10 protein-coding genes are annotated in these 15,255 nt (G+C 51.8%); 7 read left to right on the forward strand and 3 right to left on the reverse strand.

Translation table 11 applies throughout. The features are described from left to right. Positions 1 to 105 precede the first annotated feature (105 nt). The 5 genes from oxc to fdhF all read left to right on the forward strand — a co-directional run bounded on the left by oxc (position 106) and on the right by fdhF (position 10,842). The gene (gene oxc / locus H7U06_RS15455) at positions 106 to 1,818 is read left to right on the forward strand and encodes an oxalyl-CoA decarboxylase (protein WP_175627000.1); all 1,713 of its coding nucleotides are present in this window, start codon (positions 106 to 108) and stop codon (positions 1,816 to 1,818) included. Between the two features lie 250 nt (positions 1,819 to 2,068). Next, positions 2,069 to 3,328, forward strand: a complete 1,260-nt coding sequence (gene frc, locus H7U06_RS15460; RefSeq protein WP_175627001.1) for a formyl-CoA transferase — start codon at positions 2,069 to 2,071, stop codon at positions 3,326 to 3,328. Positions 3,329 to 4,350: 1,022 nt separating this feature from the next. Next, positions 4,351 to 5,601, forward strand: coding sequence for a formyl-CoA transferase (gene frc / locus H7U06_RS15465; protein ID WP_175627002.1), 1,251 nt, complete (start codon positions 4,351 to 4,353; stop codon positions 5,599 to 5,601). Between the two features lie 665 nt (positions 5,602 to 6,266). After that, the gene (locus H7U06_RS15470; RefSeq protein WP_175627003.1) at positions 6,267 to 7,970 is read left to right on the forward strand and encodes an NADH-ubiquinone oxidoreductase-F iron-sulfur binding region domain-containing protein; all 1,704 of its coding nucleotides are present in this window, start codon (positions 6,267 to 6,269) and stop codon (positions 7,968 to 7,970) included. A gap of 31 nt (positions 7,971 to 8,001) precedes the next feature. After that, positions 8,002 to 10,842: a formate dehydrogenase subunit alpha gene (fdhF, locus tag H7U06_RS15475; protein ID WP_175627004.1), complete on the forward strand. Its 2,841-nt coding sequence runs from the start codon at positions 8,002 to 8,004 to the stop codon at positions 10,840 to 10,842. Between the two features lie 104 nt (positions 10,843 to 10,946). Here the strand turns inward: fdhF and H7U06_RS15480 are convergent, their stop codons facing one another. Then, positions 10,947 to 11,783 carry a DMT family transporter gene (locus H7U06_RS15480; protein WP_175627005.1) on the reverse strand — a complete coding sequence of 279 codons (837 nt, stop codon included), beginning with the start codon at positions 11,781 to 11,783 and terminating at the stop codon, positions 10,947 to 10,949. Between the two features lie 223 nt (positions 11,784 to 12,006). Between H7U06_RS15480 and H7U06_RS15485 the strand changes: the two genes are divergently transcribed. Then, the gene (locus H7U06_RS15485) at positions 12,007 to 12,843 is read left to right on the forward strand and encodes a formate dehydrogenase accessory sulfurtransferase FdhD (RefSeq protein WP_175627006.1); all 837 of its coding nucleotides are present in this window, start codon (positions 12,007 to 12,009) and stop codon (positions 12,841 to 12,843) included. Between the two features lie 33 nt (positions 12,844 to 12,876). Here H7U06_RS15485 and H7U06_RS15490 read toward each other — a convergent pair whose 3' ends face one another. Continuing rightward, complete coding sequence (locus H7U06_RS15490; RefSeq protein ID WP_175627115.1) at positions 12,877 to 14,193, reverse strand: D-amino acid dehydrogenase; 1,317 nt, start codon at positions 14,191 to 14,193, stop codon at positions 12,877 to 12,879. Between the two features lie 317 nt (positions 14,194 to 14,510). Here H7U06_RS15490 and H7U06_RS15495 point away from each other — a divergent pair, with 317 nt between their 5' ends. Beyond that, the gene (locus tag H7U06_RS15495; RefSeq protein ID WP_175627007.1) at positions 14,511 to 14,846 is read left to right on the forward strand and encodes a hypothetical protein; all 336 of its coding nucleotides are present in this window, start codon (positions 14,511 to 14,513) and stop codon (positions 14,844 to 14,846) included. A gap of 74 nt (positions 14,847 to 14,920) precedes the next feature. Here the strand turns inward: H7U06_RS15495 and H7U06_RS15500 are convergent, their stop codons facing one another. Continuing rightward, positions 14,921 to 15,244: a P-II family nitrogen regulator gene (locus H7U06_RS15500; RefSeq protein WP_175627008.1), complete on the reverse strand. Its 324-nt coding sequence runs from the start codon at positions 15,242 to 15,244 to the stop codon at positions 14,921 to 14,923. Positions 15,245 to 15,255: the final 11 nt, after the last annotated feature.

The following is a 15,255-nucleotide window of genomic DNA, read 5'->3' on the forward strand; positions in this document are numbered from 1 at the left end:
AGGTGCCTTACAAGTGTAGCAACAGCCGCAGCAAGAGCACGGCAACCACGGTATTGAGCAAGACTGCTCAACCTTTATTGAAATTAACGAAGAGAACATTTCATTATGAAAAACGACATTCAAGAAGTAGCAGAAGGCGTAGAGCTGACAGACGGCTTCCATCTGCTGATGGAAGCGCTGGAAATGAACGGCATCACCAACATCTATGGTCTGCTCGGCATCCCAGTTACCGAAATCGGTCGTATGTGGCAAGCCCGTGGTAACAAGTTCTTCAGCTTCCGTAACGAGCAAAATGCAGGTTACGCAGCTTCGGTAGCCGGCTACTTGACCAAAAAACCAGGCGTTTGCGTGACTGTTTCCGCACCTGGCTTCCTGAACGGTTTGACCGCACTGGCTAACGCGACCACCAACTGCTTCCCAATGATTCTGATTTCCGGTTCTTCGGAACGTGAAATCGTCGACCTGCAACAAGGCGACTACGAAGAAATGGATCAGTTGAACATCGCTCGTCCACATTGCAAAGCTTCGTTCCGTATCAACCGTACTGAAGACATCGGCGTTGCAGTTGTTCGCGCAATCCGTACCGCATTGTCGGGTCGTCCAGGCGGCGTATATCTGGACATCCCAGCACGTCTGTTCAGCACCACCATGAGCGCTGAAGAAGGCCAAAAATCGTTGTTCGTTCCAGTTGATCCAGCTCCAGCACAACTGCCAGCACCATCGGCTGTTTCGCGCGCTGTTGACCTGATCAAAGGCGCTAAAAAGCCATTGATCTTGCTCGGCAAAGGTGCTGCTTACGCTCAATGCGACGCAGACATCAAAGCACTGATCGAAGAAACCGGTATCCCATTCACACCTATGTCGATGGCAAAAGGTCTGGTATCCGATACTCACCCACAATGCGCAGCTGCTGCTCGTTCGATGGTCTTGCAAGAGTCCGACGTTGTTATCCTGATCGGTGCACGTCTGAACTGGTTGCTGGCACACGGCAAAGGCAAAACATGGGGCGGCGCGAAGAAATTCGTACAAATCGATATCCAAGCTAACGAAATCGACAGCAACGTACCTATCGCTGCACCATTGATCGGTGACATCGAGTCTTGCGTCAACGCATTGCGCGCTGGCCTGAAAGGTGCTGCTAAGCCAACAGAATGGATGAGCGCTATTGCTGAACGTGCTAACGGCACCAAAGCTAAACTGGCTACCAAACTGACCACAGCTACTCCAGTCATGAACTACTTCAACTCGCTCGGCGCAATCCGTGACGTGTTGAAAAACTACCCAGACATCACCCTGGTTAACGAAGGTGCAAACACCCTCGACAACGCACGTATGGTCATCGACCAATACCTGCCACGCAAACGTGTAGATACAGGTACATGGGGCGTAATGGGTATCGGTATGGGTTCGGCTGTTGCAGCTGCAGTAGAAACCGGCAAACCAGTCGTTGCAATTTGCGGCGACAGCGCATTCGGTTTCAGCGCAATGGAATACGAAACAATCACACGTTACAACCTGCCAGTAACCGTCATCATCATGAACAACGGCGGTATCTACCGCGGTGACGAAGCGAACCCAGAACACCAAGTATCGTGCATGATTTTCAATCCGAAAACCAAGTACGACCAATTCAGTATCGCTCTGGGCGGTGAAGGTGTTCGTGCTGAAACTCCAGAAGCGTTGGCAAAAGCACTGGAAGCTTCCCTGAAATCGGGCAAGCCAACCATCATCGACGCGATCATCGATCCAGCAGCTGGTGTTGAATCCGGCCGTATCGGTAACCTGAACATCGTCAGCACGATCGGTAAAAAGAAGTAATACTGGGATAGAGCCAAGGCGCAAGTCATGGCTTTGTGTGGCACGGTCAGAGTAGGGTGACCGTGCCATGCACTTGACACTGCTTGTGCCACCGCACTAGACTAGAACGTTAAAGAACTCCAAGTAGTATTGGATTAAAGCCATGTAAATGGCGCGATTCCACTCAGAGCTCTCTGAGTGGTTTTTCACTTCCTGAAGTATTCAAATTTCAGGAATCAAGTTAAACGATTGATAAGGAAATCTACCAATCATGAGTCAAACATTACCATTAGCAGGCGTTAAGATCATCGATTTCACCCACGTACAAGCTGGTCCTGCATGTACACAGCTGTTGGCTTGGTTCGGTGCTGACGTTATCAAAGTAGAGCGTCCAGGTTCGGGCGACGTTACCCGTTCGCAATTGCGCGACATCCCAGGTAAAGACGCTCTGTACTTCACAATGCTGAACAGCAACAAGCGTTCGCTGACACTGGATACCAAAACTCAAGAAGGTAAAGAAGTTTTGGAAAAGCTGATCAAAGAATCCGACGTTATGGTTGAGAACTTTGGTCCTGGCGCTTTGGATCGTATGGGCTTCTCTTGGGCACGCGTTCAAGAATTGAACCCAGGCATGATCATGGCATCGGTTAAAGGCTTCAGCGATGGTCACCACTACGAAGACTTGAAAGTCTACGAAAACGTTGCTCAATGTGCTGGCGGCGCTGCTTCGACCACTGGTTTCTGGGACGGCCCACCAACTGTTTCGGCAGCTGCTTTGGGTGACTCCAACACTGGTATGCACCTGGCAATCGGTATCTTGACAGCTCTGATGGGTCGTCAAAAAACCGGTAAAGGTCAAAAAGTTGCGGTATCGATGCAAGATGCTGTTCTGAACCTGTGCCGCGTTAAACTGCGCGATCAACAACGTCTGGACAAAATCGGTTACCTGGAAGAGTACCCACAATACCCACACGGCAAATTCACTGACGTAGTACCACGCGGCGGTAACGCTGGCGGTGGCGGTCAACCAGGTTGGGTTCTGAAATGTAAAGGTTGGGAAACCGATCCTAACGCATACATCTACTTCACCATCCAAGGTCACGCTTGGGCGCCTATCTGTAAAGCATTGGGTAAAGAAGAGTGGATTGAAGATCCTGCATACAACACTGCAGAAGCTCGTCAAGACAAGATTTTCGACATCTTCGCAACTATCGAAGAATGGCTCAAAGACAAAACCAAATTTGAAGCTGTCGACATTCTGCGTAAGTACGACATCCCATGCGCACCAGTTCTGTCGATGAAAGAATTGGCTGCAGACAAATCGTTGCGCGAAAGCGGTTCGATCGTTGAAGTTGAGCACAAAGACCGTGGTGAAAAATACCTCACCGTTGGTAGCCCAATCAAATTCTCCGATATGAAACCAGAAATCGTTGGTTCGCCAACTCTGGGTGAGCACACCGATGAAGTTCTGGCTCAACTGGGGTACACCAAAGAGCAGATCGCTGCATTGCACGCTGCTAAAGCAGTTTAAGAATTTCTTAAACTCGTTTTAGTTAGTAAAAACGGCGCCCGATTCGGGCGCCGTTTTTTTTCGTCTTTGCTGTTCTTAAACCATGTTGCGTTGCAAGAATTGCTTGTGAATGATTGTCTATTTGCTCACGACTACCTGGCAAAAATCTCGTCTTGCCGCGCGTTGATAAGTTGACTAAAAAATGCCGGAAATGAGGTGTGGCAATGGATGAAATGGCCGCAAAAAATGGGTCGGGCAGAGAAGCATCGATGGGGCGAATATCATGCTGTGAAAATTGACCGGGGTCAATGATGGAAGCGCGAGCAGGTCGATATGATACGGCCACTTGTATTAGCTATAGCTAATGCGGAGTTGGCAGGGTATCTCTAAAAGCCTATAGCAAAGACTTTCAAAGGTGCCTTACGCAAGGTAGGCTGCGCGCGCATAAAACTGCCTGGATCGTCAGAGATCATGTTGATTCCGGATAGGGCGTGACTTTCGTAGGCTAAGAAAAAGCGCGCTGTCAGTTTGGACTGCTTACTGGTCCGGATGCTATCCTAGCGGATTGCGCTGCAAGCAAAATGTAAAGTATGAATGGTAGCTCTGCTGGCAGTACAAGCGGGGTGGACGGAAAGGTTGATGCGCGCTCCAAACTGGACCGCTCCCTACACATTCATATTGTGTTGCGTATGTAATGAATGAATTCCCCGGCAAGGACACTATCTACATCGGTGATGGTGGTGATGTCGTGACGATATCGGCACAAGCGGTTCGTCCACGTAATCCGGGAAAAGGAAGTTGCGTGTTATCAAGTGGTGGCGAGCAAGTCCTCGATCCATCATGCACTGCAGGCGCGTTACAGCGTGCCCCTGAGACAGTGCAGAAACACGTGTATCCGCAGTCATCTCTATCCGGGTAGATCCTGAATGTGTATGCCCCGGCTACGATGACTCTGACGATATATAAATAATTTTTTATTGGCTAGGTACTGCGCGAGTCGGCATGACTTGCTCGCGTTTTATTGCAAAAGATAGGAGTAGTTGATGAGTAAGGCATTAAGCGGCTATCGCATTCTTGATTTCACACACGTGCAATCAGGCCCGACATGTACCCAGTTGCTGGCATGGTTTGGCGCGGATGTTATCAAGGTTGAGCGTGCAGGCGAAGGTGATGCGACACGCGGTCAATTGCGTGACATCCCTGAGGCAGACAGCCTCTACTTCACCATGTTGAACCACAACAAGCGTTCGATCACTCTGGATACCAAAAACCCGAAAGGGAAAGCAGTTCTGGAAACACTGATCAAGGAATGTGACGTACTGGTAGAGAACTTCGCACCAGGCGCGCTGGATCGCATGGGCTTCACCTGGGAACGCATCAACGAACTCAACCCACGCATGATCGTTGCATCGGTTAAAGGTTTTGGTCCTGGCCCATACGAACACTGCAAAGTGTACGAAAACGTTGCGCAATGCGCAGGCGGTTCGGCCTCCACCACCGGTTTCGATGACGGCCCACCAATGGTAACCGGTGCACAAATCGGCGACAGCGGTACCGGCTTGCATCTGGCGCTGGGTATCCTGGCTGCGTTGTTGCAACGTCACGCAAGTGGCCGTGGTCAAAAAGTTCTGGCTCCTATGCAAGATGCCGTGTTGAACCTGTGCCGCGTCAAGCTGCGCGATCAACAACGTCTGGAACGCACCGGCGTCATGAAAGAGTACCCACAATATCCGGACGTACCATTTGGCGACTCCGTACCACGTGCAGGTAATGCATCGGGTGGCGGTCAACCAGGTTCTATCCTGAAATGTAAAGGTTGGGAAACTGATCCTAACGCCTACATCTACTTCATCGCTCAAGGTGCAGTATGGGCGCCGATCTGCAAAGTGATCGGTAAGGAAGAGTGGCTGACAGATCCAGAGTACGCAACGCCAGCATCGCGCTTGCCACACTTGAAAAACATCTTCGCAACGGTCGAAGAGTGGACCAAGACCATGACCAAGTTCGAAGCTATGGACATCCTCAACAAGTTCGACATCCCTTGCGGCCCGATCTTGTCGATGAAAGAAATTGCTGAAGAGCCATCGCTGCGTGAAACCGGTACCATCGTTGAAGTGGATCATCCAGTACGCGGCAAGTACCTGACAGTCGGTAACCCGATCAAACTGTCGGACAGCCCTACAGATGTGACACGTTCGCCATTGCTGGGTGAGCACACAGAAGAAGTTCTGGGTCAGCTCGGTTACAGTGCGGAAGACATCGCAGCTTTGCGTGCAGAAAAAGTCATTTCGTAATTACACCAGCTAGCGGCCTGTAACCAGGCCCTCGCTGCAAAAAAGCCTCTCCCTAACGGGAGGGGCTTTTTTTATTGGTGTTAGGGAATGGCGCGACTTTCGATGTGTGTGCAGAGAGTTCAGCTGACGTCGCAAGCAAACCCGACAACTTAATATATGTTTATTTCAGCCGATAAAAGCCTGCTGTGGAGCGCGAGCCTGTTTTTTGCGCTAGCATATAGAAAGTGGCTAAAAAAGCGCCCTCCCAAATGAGAATGATTCCTTTTACGGTGGAAATAAAGGAAGAAGCGGGATTTTCCTATCGTTTTTGCTGGTGGTGGTGCCATATGTACTATAAATCATGTGGAAAATTGACCTCGGTCAATGTAGGGGCTAGGGCGCGCCGATAAGATACGCCCGTCCGAAAAGTGCTTGCATATGCTAAAAAAAGCATATATATGGCGTCCGAGGCGCAGAATGCTATGCAAACATAAGCATATGAAGCGCTAAAAAGGGTAATGCCTTTATGTCGGAACGAATTTATAAAAGCAATAAAGTTGGCGAGAGTTGAGCGGTCTGAAGTAGAAAGACGGACTTCGCAGTGCAGGAAAGCGTAGTAAAGCAAGAGCGACACAATGAGATGGCCCTGATAACTGTCGGGGTTTACAAGCTGATTAGGAACAATCATGAACCACAAAGTCATTCCCATTGCAGTGCAAGAAGTAGTCAATACGAAGGAGCGCAAGCGCCAGGCGCCTAAAGGTCGTCGGGTTGATCCTGCTGCACTGGCTGAAGTACGTGAACTGTTGGGCGATGAGTCGCGTCAGGCAGATCTGCTGATTGAACATCTGCACAAAATCCAGGATAAATTCGGTCATCTGGCTTCCAGCCATCTGGCTGCTTTGGCGCAAGAAATGCGTCTGGCACAAACCGAAGTATATGAAGTGGCGAGTTTCTACCACCACTTCGATATCGTTAAAGAAGGTGGCGTTGCGCCGCAGGCATTGACCGTACGTGTATGCGACGGCTTGTCATGTGAAATGGCTGGTGCGAAAGACCTGCTGGCTAAATTGCCTAAAATTCTGGGCAAGGAAGTGCGCGTCATTGCAGCACCTTGCGTCGGTCGTTGCGAACAAGCTCCGGTTGCAGTGGTTGGTCAAAATCCTATCATCAATGCAACTTGCGAAGCGGTACAAACAGCAGTTGAGAAGAAAGAAATCGTGCAAGCTGAAGGCACGATTACTGACTTCAATGCATATCAAAGTGAAGGTGGCTACGCGCTGCTGAAAAAATGTGTTTCTGGTGAGCGCGATGTTGAGTCCGTCATCAAAACCATGGAAGATTCCGGCCTGCGTGGTCTGGGTGGTGCAGGTTTCCCGTCCGGTCGCAAATGGCGCATCGTACGTGGCGAAAAAGGCCCACGTCTGATGGCAGTCAACATCGATGAAGGCGAACCAGGTACATTCAAGGATCGCGTTTATCTGGAAAAAGATCCGCATCGTTTCCTCGAAGGCATGTTGATCGCCGCATGGGCAGTTGATATCCAAACTATCTATATCTACCTGCGTGACGAATATCACGGTTGCCGCACCATGCTGGAAGCGGAACTGGAGAAACTGAAAGCGAATCCGCCTATCGCCAACATGCCGGAAATTTTCCTGCGTCGCGGTGCTGGCGCCTACATCTGCGGTGAAGAATCCGCGATGATCGAATCGATCGAAGGCAAGCGCGGTATGCCACGCCTGCGTCCACCTTATGTGGCGCAAGTCGGTTTGTTTGGCCGTCCAACGCTGGAACACAACTTTGAAACCCTGTACTGGGTACGTGACATCCTGGAAAAAGGCGGTGAGTGGTTCACATCGCACGGCCGTAACGGTCGCAAAGGCTTGCGTTCGTACTCGGTCTCCGGTCGCGTTAAAAATCCTGGCGTCAAACTGGCTCCTGCCGGTATCTCGATTCAAGAGTTGATCGACGAATACTGCGGCGGCATGCTGGATGGTCAAACCTTCTACGGTTACCTTCCAGGCGGCGCATCGGGCGGTATCTTGCCAGCTTCGATGAACACGATCCCTCTCGATTTCGATACCTTGCAACCATACGGCTGCTTTATCGGTTCCGCTGCGGTCATCGTTTTGTCGGATAAAGATACAGCGGTTCAGGCAGCACGCAACATGATGGACTTCTTCAAGCATGAGTCATGTGGTCAATGCACACCGTGCCGTGTCGGTACTGCGAAGGCTGCAGATTTGATCAAAAAACCGAAGTGGGATGTCGGTCTGCTGGAAGATTTGTCGCAGGTAATGCGCGATTCGTCGATCTGTGGTTTGGGTCAGGCTGCGCCTAACCCTATCGACTGTGTCGTCAAGTACTTCCCGCATGAGTTGGCTTAAGCAGGTAGCCCCGGATTAAGGTGAAAAGATAATGAACGCAATTACCCGAAGCGAATTGGCACAGCTCGAAGTGCCTACAGTTACGTTTGAATTGAATGGTCGTGAAGTTACCGGCCGTGCAACCGACACGATCCTGACCGTCGCCAAGCGCGAAGGCATAGAAATCCCGCACCTCTGCTTTAAAGAAGGTATGGACACTGCAGGTAACTGCCGCGCATGCGTTGTTGAAATCAACGGCGAACGCGTACTGGCACCATCCTGCTGCCGTAACCCGACCAACGGTATGAAAGTAAATACCGAAAGCGAACGTGCAGTGAAATCGCAGAAACTGGTATTGGAACTGTTGCAGTCCGATATGCCGGAAGCTGACTATACGCGCCACAATGAAGTGGACGACTGGGCAGAGAAAATGGGCGTAGGCAAACCACGTTTCACAGCACGTGAAAAAGTTGCCTATGACTACTCGCACCCTGCGATTGCGGTTAACCTCGACGCATGTATCCAATGTACACGTTGCGTACGTGCTTGCCGTGATGAGCAAGAAAACGACGTTATCGGCCTGGCATTCCGTGGTGATCACGCGAAGATCGTATTCGACATGGATGACCCTATGGGTGCATCGACATGCGTAGCTTGCGGCGAGTGCGTACAAGCATGTCCTACCGGCGCGCTGATGCCAGCTCGTGACGTAGCATTGAACGTCCCTGACAAGCAAGTTGACTCCGTCTGCCCATACTGCGGCGTCGGTTGCCAACTGACTTACAACATCAAAGACAACAAGATCCTCTACGTAGAAGGTCGCGATGGTCCTGCCAACCGTGAACGTCTGTGCGTTAAAGGTCGTTACGGTTTCGATTATGCAAACCATCCACACCGTCTGACCAAACCGTTGATCCGCCGCGCTGATGCACCGAAAACCGGTGACTTCATCATGGATCCGGACCGTGTGATGGAAGTGTTCCGTGAAGCGACATGGGAAGAAGCGCTGGAAGCTGCCGGCGGTACTTTCGCAAAAATCCGCGACACACACGGCAAGAAATCGCTGGCTGGTTTCGGTTCGGCTAAAGGCAGCAACGAAGAAGCTTACCTGTTCCAGAAATTGGTACGTACCGGTTTCGGCAGCAACAACGTCGATCACTGCACACGCTTGTGCCACGCATCGTCGGTTGTTGCTTTGCTCGAAGGTATCGGTTCGGGCGCAGTATCGAACCCTGTGATGGATGTGACCAAAGCAGAAGTTATCATCATCATCGGTGCTAACCCGACCGTGAACCATCCGGTTGCTGCAACCTGGATCAAAAATGCTGTCACCAACGGCAGCAAACTGATCGTTTGTGATCCACGTCGTACCGAAATGTCGCGTATCGCTCACCGCTTCATGCAATTCAAGGCGGATACCGACGTTGCTATGCTGAACGCGATGATGAACGTCATCGTGACTGAAGGTCTGGTCGACAAAGAGTTTATCGAAAGCCGTACCATCGGTTACGAAGAACTGCGTAAAAACGTTGAAGGCTACACACCTGAATTGATGGCGCCTATCTGCGGTATCGATGCAGAAACGCTGCGTTATGTTGCTCGTCTGTACGCAACTTCCAAAGCATCGATCATCCTGTGGGGCATGGGCGTATCGCAACATATCCACGGTACCGACAATGCACGCTGCCTGATCGCTCTGGCATTGATGACTGGTCAAATCGGTCGTCCAGGTACAGGTCTGCACCCATTGCGCGGTCAAAACAACGTGCAAGGTGCTTCCGATGCTGGTCTGATCCCTATGGTGTATCCGGATTACCAAAGCGTGAGCGATCCGAAGATCCGTGCCAACTTCGCTAAAGCATGGAATATGTCGGAAGACTTGCTGGATCCGGAACCAGGTCTGACCGTGGTTGAGATCATGCACGCGATCACCGATGGCAAAATCCGCGGCTTGTATGTCCAGGGCGAAAACCCTGCGATGTCCGATCCGGATGCTAACCATGCACGTGAAGCGTTGGCTACGTTGGATCATCTGGTCGTACAGGATATCTTCCTGACCGAAACCGCTTACCTGGCCGACGTTATCTTGCCAGCAAGCGCATTCCCGGAAAAAACAGGTACCTTCACCAACACTGATCGTACTGTGCAAATGGGCCGCCAGGCATTGAACCCACCAGGTGAAGCCAAGCAGGATCTGTGGATCATCCAGCAAATGGCAAATCGCCTCGGTCTGGATTGGCAGTACAAGCATGTGTCGGAAGTATTCGACGAAATGCGCCATACCATGCCTAGCATCGCTGGTATCACATGGGAACGTCTGGAGCGTGAAGACTCCGTGACCTATCCATGCGAAAAAGAAGGCGATCCAGGTGAGCCAGTTGTGTTCGTTGACAGCTTCCCACGTGAATCCGGTCGTGCACGCTTTGTCCCTGCAGATATCATTCCTGCGGCTGAGCGTCCGGATCCAGAGTACCCGATGGTCCTGATCACAGGTCGCCAACTGGAACACTGGCATACCGGTAGTATGACCCGCCGTGCGACCGTGCTGGATTCGATCGAACCAGATCCTATCGCGCTGATCCACCCACTGGATCTGGCTGCTATGGGCGGCAAGCCAGGCGACATCATCACGCTGCAATCGCGTCGCGGTGAAGTTTCCCTGTACGCACGTGCTGATGATGGTTCGCCACGTGGCGCGGTATTCGTACCGTTCTGCTACTACGAAGCGGCGATTAACCGTCTGACGAATGCTGCGCTGGATCCGTTCGGTAAGATTCCAGAGTTCAAGTACTGCGCAATCCGCATTACCCTGGGTGGTACTGCTCCGGTTCAAACCAGCTACGGTGGTGGTCAGGCTTTGGTTAATCTGACGAATAGTCTGGCAACCAACTAAGACTGATACGCCGACTACGGTAGGCGTAACAAAAAACCGGCACTTGCTCTTGCAGCAAGTGCCGGTTTTTATTTGGCTGCGCGTATTGTGACGATGCAGAAAATTTACAGATGCAGGCCGAGTACGATGGCGCCTATGGTAATCAGCAGGCAAGACCCTATGCGTCGTACGCTTAATTTCTCGCCGAGGAATAGCCAGCCTATCAAGGCCGCGAACAAGACTGAGGTTTCGCGCAACGCGGAGACCGTACCCATAGGGGCGAGGGTGACGGCCCAGATCACGATGCCGTAGGCCAGCAGGGACATGGTGCCCCCGCCCAGCGCGGTCCAGACTTGCCCGGTCGTCATGGTGACAGGCAGGCGTCGGTGACGATAAAGATAGATCAGCAGCAGCGGTATGCTGTCGAGGACAAACAGCCAGCCGCAATAGGACAAGGCGTCGCCAGCTGCGCGCGCGCCCATGCCATCGGTAATCGTGTAGGCAGCGATAAATGCACCGGTCGTGAATGCGGCGATTGGCCCGGCCAGGTTGCTGCGATTTTTGACATGGGCGAGGCTGATGATGCCGACTGAAATCAATATCACGCCCAGCAAGGTCATCAGGCTCATCTGTTCGCCTACGAAAAGGGCCGCACCCAGTGTCACCAGCAAAGGCGACGAGCCGCGTGCGATCGGATAGGACTGACTGAAGTCACCGATGCGATACGCACGTATCAGGAACAGGTTGTAGCCGGTATGCAGCACGGCCGACATGGCGATATAAGGCCAACTGGCGGCCAAGGGCAGGGGCAGATAGATAATCAGCGGCAGGGCGCCCAGGCCTGCACCTATGGTCATGACAGCTAGCGAGGCTAGTGGGTCAGCACTGCTCTTCAATAAGGCATTCCAGGAGGCGTGTAATAGCGCGGCGCATAGCACCAGGACCAATACGAGAGTACTCATGCGATATCGTGATCGGCAAGATAGTTCATGGAGGGAGTCAGAATGACAAGCGCTCATGATACCCGCACTGCGTTCTGCCTGCTGCGGCGAGCCAGCCTGGGTTTATGCATACGCTAACGCTGACTGATGAGATAATGTGCACTATTGATTTTCATCCTATAGCCAGTGATTAGTTGTCATATCTGGTCACCTTGTTTATGCAGTTGCATCACGCTTACTTTTTATGAACGCTCGTCCGCTTTTATCCAATGCCACTCGCAAGCTGACCCATGAGGTGGAAGTCATGGATGAGCGCGGTCGCGCCTCCACGATAGCCATTCCTGCGGAACAGCCGTTGACTATCTATGTCGATAAGCGTGAGCTGGTGACCCTGATGACTTTGGGCGGTGCACCGGAAGCATTGACGCTGGGCTATTTGCGTAACCAACGCTTTATCAAGAACATAGAAGACATCCTGTCCGTGCAGGTTGATTGGGATGTGGATGCGGCCGCAGTGGTTACGCGCAACGGCATAGACAATATCGAAGAGCGTACCGCCACGCATACTGTGACGACGGGTAGTGGTGAAGGCACAGTATTCGGCGGACTGATGGATGAGGTGGATGGCATTTCCCTGCCTGCCGATGCGCGCCTGAAACAAAGCACCTTGTACAAAATTATAGAAACCATACGTGTGCATCGTTCCGTGTACAAGCAAGCCGGTTCGGTGCATAGCTGCGCATTGTTTGCCGCGGATGGTGAGTTAATTCATTTTGTGGAAGATGTCGGGCGCCATAATGCAGTCGATGCGATTGCAGGAAAGATGTGGCTGGACGGTATGTCCGGTGCCGACAAGATTTTTTATACCACCGGGCGTCTGACCTCGGAGATGGTGATGAAGGGCGCGCAAATGGGCATTCCCTTTTTGCTGTCCCGTTCCGGTGCCACCCAGATGGGACATATGGTGGCCGAGCGGCTGCACATGTCCTTGCTCGCGCGTTGCAGTGGCAAACACTTCCTCTTGCTGAGTGGTGCAGACCGTATCGTGTTTGATGACCTGGAAGTGGCGGAAAATGCCTGAGTATTGCTATTTTCTAGCTAGTTTTTGCTTTGTTTAAGCAGCACGATTAGACAGCGATGTCTGGACAATAGGATGTCGCATCGGCATGCCTGTAAAAGCAAAATTTACTTCAGGCTGCACGCCTGAAATGATGTCGGCAATCGCCCGTCCGGAACCGCAGCCCATCGTCCATCCAAGCGAACCATGTCCGGTATTCAGGAATAAATTACTGAATTTGGTCTTGCCTATGTATGGCACATTCGACGGCGTCAACGGACGCAAACCTGCCCAGTAAGCCGGGTTTGTATAGTCACAAGCTTCCGGAAAGAGTTCGCGTGTGCGGCGCGTAATTGCATCACAGCGGGTGGCATTCAACTCGCGTGAGTAACCGTTGAATTCACAGGTTCCTGCTACACGCAATTTATCCCCGAGGCGCGACAACACCAGTTTGTAGCCGTCATCTATGAGTGAGACTGTAGGTGCCAATTCGGGATTGATGATTGGATAGGTCGCCGAGTATCCTTTGCCCGGATAGATCATCAGATTGATACCCAGCGGTTGCAGCATAGGTACTGAGAAACTGCCCATCGCCATTACGAACGCATCTGCATGCAGCGTCATATGGCGTCCTTCCGGATTGATGACTTCTACGCCGGTGATGCGGGCAGCAGCGCCCGTGCCTTCGGTGATCAGGCGTGTCACTGTGGTGTTGAACTGGAAGCGGACACCACGCTCTTGTGCCTTGCGCGCCAGGCCCGTGGTGAATTTATAGATGTCGCCTGATTCATCGGTTTCGGTGAAGTCTGCACCGACTATCTGTTTGCGTATGTGTGCCAGTGCCGGCTCCAATTGTACTGCTTGCTCGACCGTCAGCGGTTCGCGCGGACAGCCCAGGTCGCGCATGACAGCGGCTGATGCCAGGGATTCGTCGAAGTCTTTTTGTGCGGTATAGAAGTGCAGGATGCCGCGTGTCAGGCAGTCGTAATCGATGTCGATTTCGGCGCGTACCGCCTGCAAAGTTTGTCGGCTGTACTCGGCGATCGCAACGATCTGATGGATGTTATGCACTGTGCGTTGCGGTGTGCATTCGCGCAGGAAATTCATGCCCCATTTCCATTGCAGCCATTCAGCGCGGAAGCGATAAAGCAGGGGCGCGTCCTCTTTTCCCAGTGCCTTGAGTATGGTCAGTGGCGCGCCTTTATTCGCCCACGGCGTCGCGTGCGAGACCGAGATCTGGCAGCCGTTGGCAAAACTGGTTTCCTGGGCGGCTCCGGGTTGACGCTCGATAACGGTGACTTCATGGCCTGCCTTGTTCAGGAACCAGGCAGTAGCGGTCCCTATGATGCCCGAACCCAATACGATGACTTTCATGACGCGATCATTCCCGAGATATTGCTGTTGTATGCCTGCGAGCATGATTGCGACTGAGCGCTGCGGATTGCAGACCAGGCCGTATTTGGCCAAGGCGTAACCATATCCTGTCTGGCCGGAATTTGCCTATGACGGCTGTCAAGAAAGCCTGGAAAGCAGTATTTTCACGCTCATAACCATAAGTATTAATTAATGATTGTTATTAAATACTTTAACTATACGTAATCATTTTTAGCGCTTACGATACGTTCGAAGTCTGCGAAAAGGTCGGCAGACTAAGTTCCGCAGTGACATGCAGATACAGAAGGAGAAGCGCAATGATTAGTTCCGCACTCGAACAATGCCCGATTGGTGATGCAGTTAAATGCCATCTTGCTGCTTACAATGCAGCTTTCTATGAGCTCGGCTTGAGCTGGCACTGGGATGATGAAACATTCCATGCACTGCAACGCATGTCGTGCGAACGAGATCGCATCAAGGACTATATGCACTCGCATCAATCACATTTGCTGAAGGTCTACGATGCAGATTTCCTGATCGATGCTATCCAGACTACCAAAGCACGTTGCTTTGAAACCATGACAGATGGCGGTGCGAAAAAAGCGCCAACAGTGAACTGGGCAGAATTCCAGCGCGCCGAAGTAGGTGCCTGATGAGTGCAGGTTGATCACATAGAAAAAAGCCCGCATATGCGGGCTTTTTTTGTTTTCCTGTCTTCTATTTTGGCTCAGTCTTCTGGTTTCCAGATGTAGTCGAAGTTATCTATCGTATTCATCCACACGATGCCATCGCCGACATGTTTGGTAGACGCTACGCGCTTGATGGTGTCGTACACGGCGAGTGCGTACTCGTCATCAATCACGATGTCGATACGCACTTTGGGCGAATAGTCGAGTAATTCTTCCTTATGACTTTGCGGCTGATGGCGTGCCGGAGAACTGCAACCGTCCACTTGGGTGATGGTCATGCCTGGAAAGCCTGTTACTTGTCCCAATGCTTCGCGCACATCGTCCAGGCGTACCGGACGGATGATAGCTTTGATTTCTTTCATAATCTGACTCC

The sequence above is a fragment of the Herminiimonas sp. Marseille-P9896 genome (assembly GCF_903993245.1).
Classification (GTDB): Bacteria; Pseudomonadota; Gammaproteobacteria; order Burkholderiales; family Burkholderiaceae_D; genus Oxalicibacterium; species Oxalicibacterium contaminans.

Coding starts and splice junctions, on each gene's coding strand:
- H7U06_RS15490 (WP_175627115.1), bottom strand. CDS start 14,193: ATGAAAGTCATCGTATTGGGTTCGGGCATCATAGGGACCGCTACTGCC.
- fdhF (WP_175627004.1), top strand. CDS start 8,002: ATGAACGCAATTACCCGAAGCGAATTGGCACAGCTCGAAGTGCCTACA.
- H7U06_RS15495 (WP_175627007.1), top strand. CDS start 14,511: ATGATTAGTTCCGCACTCGAACAATGCCCGATTGGTGATGCAGTTAAA.
- H7U06_RS15470 (WP_175627003.1), top strand. CDS start 6,267: ATGAACCACAAAGTCATTCCCATTGCAGTGCAAGAAGTAGTCAATACG.
- H7U06_RS15485 (WP_175627006.1), top strand. CDS start 12,007: ATGAACGCTCGTCCGCTTTTATCCAATGCCACTCGCAAGCTGACCCAT.
- H7U06_RS15500 (WP_175627008.1), bottom strand. CDS start 15,244: ATGAAAGAAATCAAAGCTATCATCCGTCCGGTACGCCTGGACGATGTG.
- frc (WP_175627001.1), top strand. CDS start 2,069: ATGAGTCAAACATTACCATTAGCAGGCGTTAAGATCATCGATTTCACC.
- H7U06_RS15480 (WP_175627005.1), bottom strand. CDS start 11,783: ATGAGTACTCTCGTATTGGTCCTGGTGCTATGCGCCGCGCTATTACAC.
- oxc (WP_175627000.1), top strand. CDS start 106: ATGAAAAACGACATTCAAGAAGTAGCAGAAGGCGTAGAGCTGACAGAC.
- frc (WP_175627002.1), top strand. CDS start 4,351: ATGAGTAAGGCATTAAGCGGCTATCGCATTCTTGATTTCACACACGTG.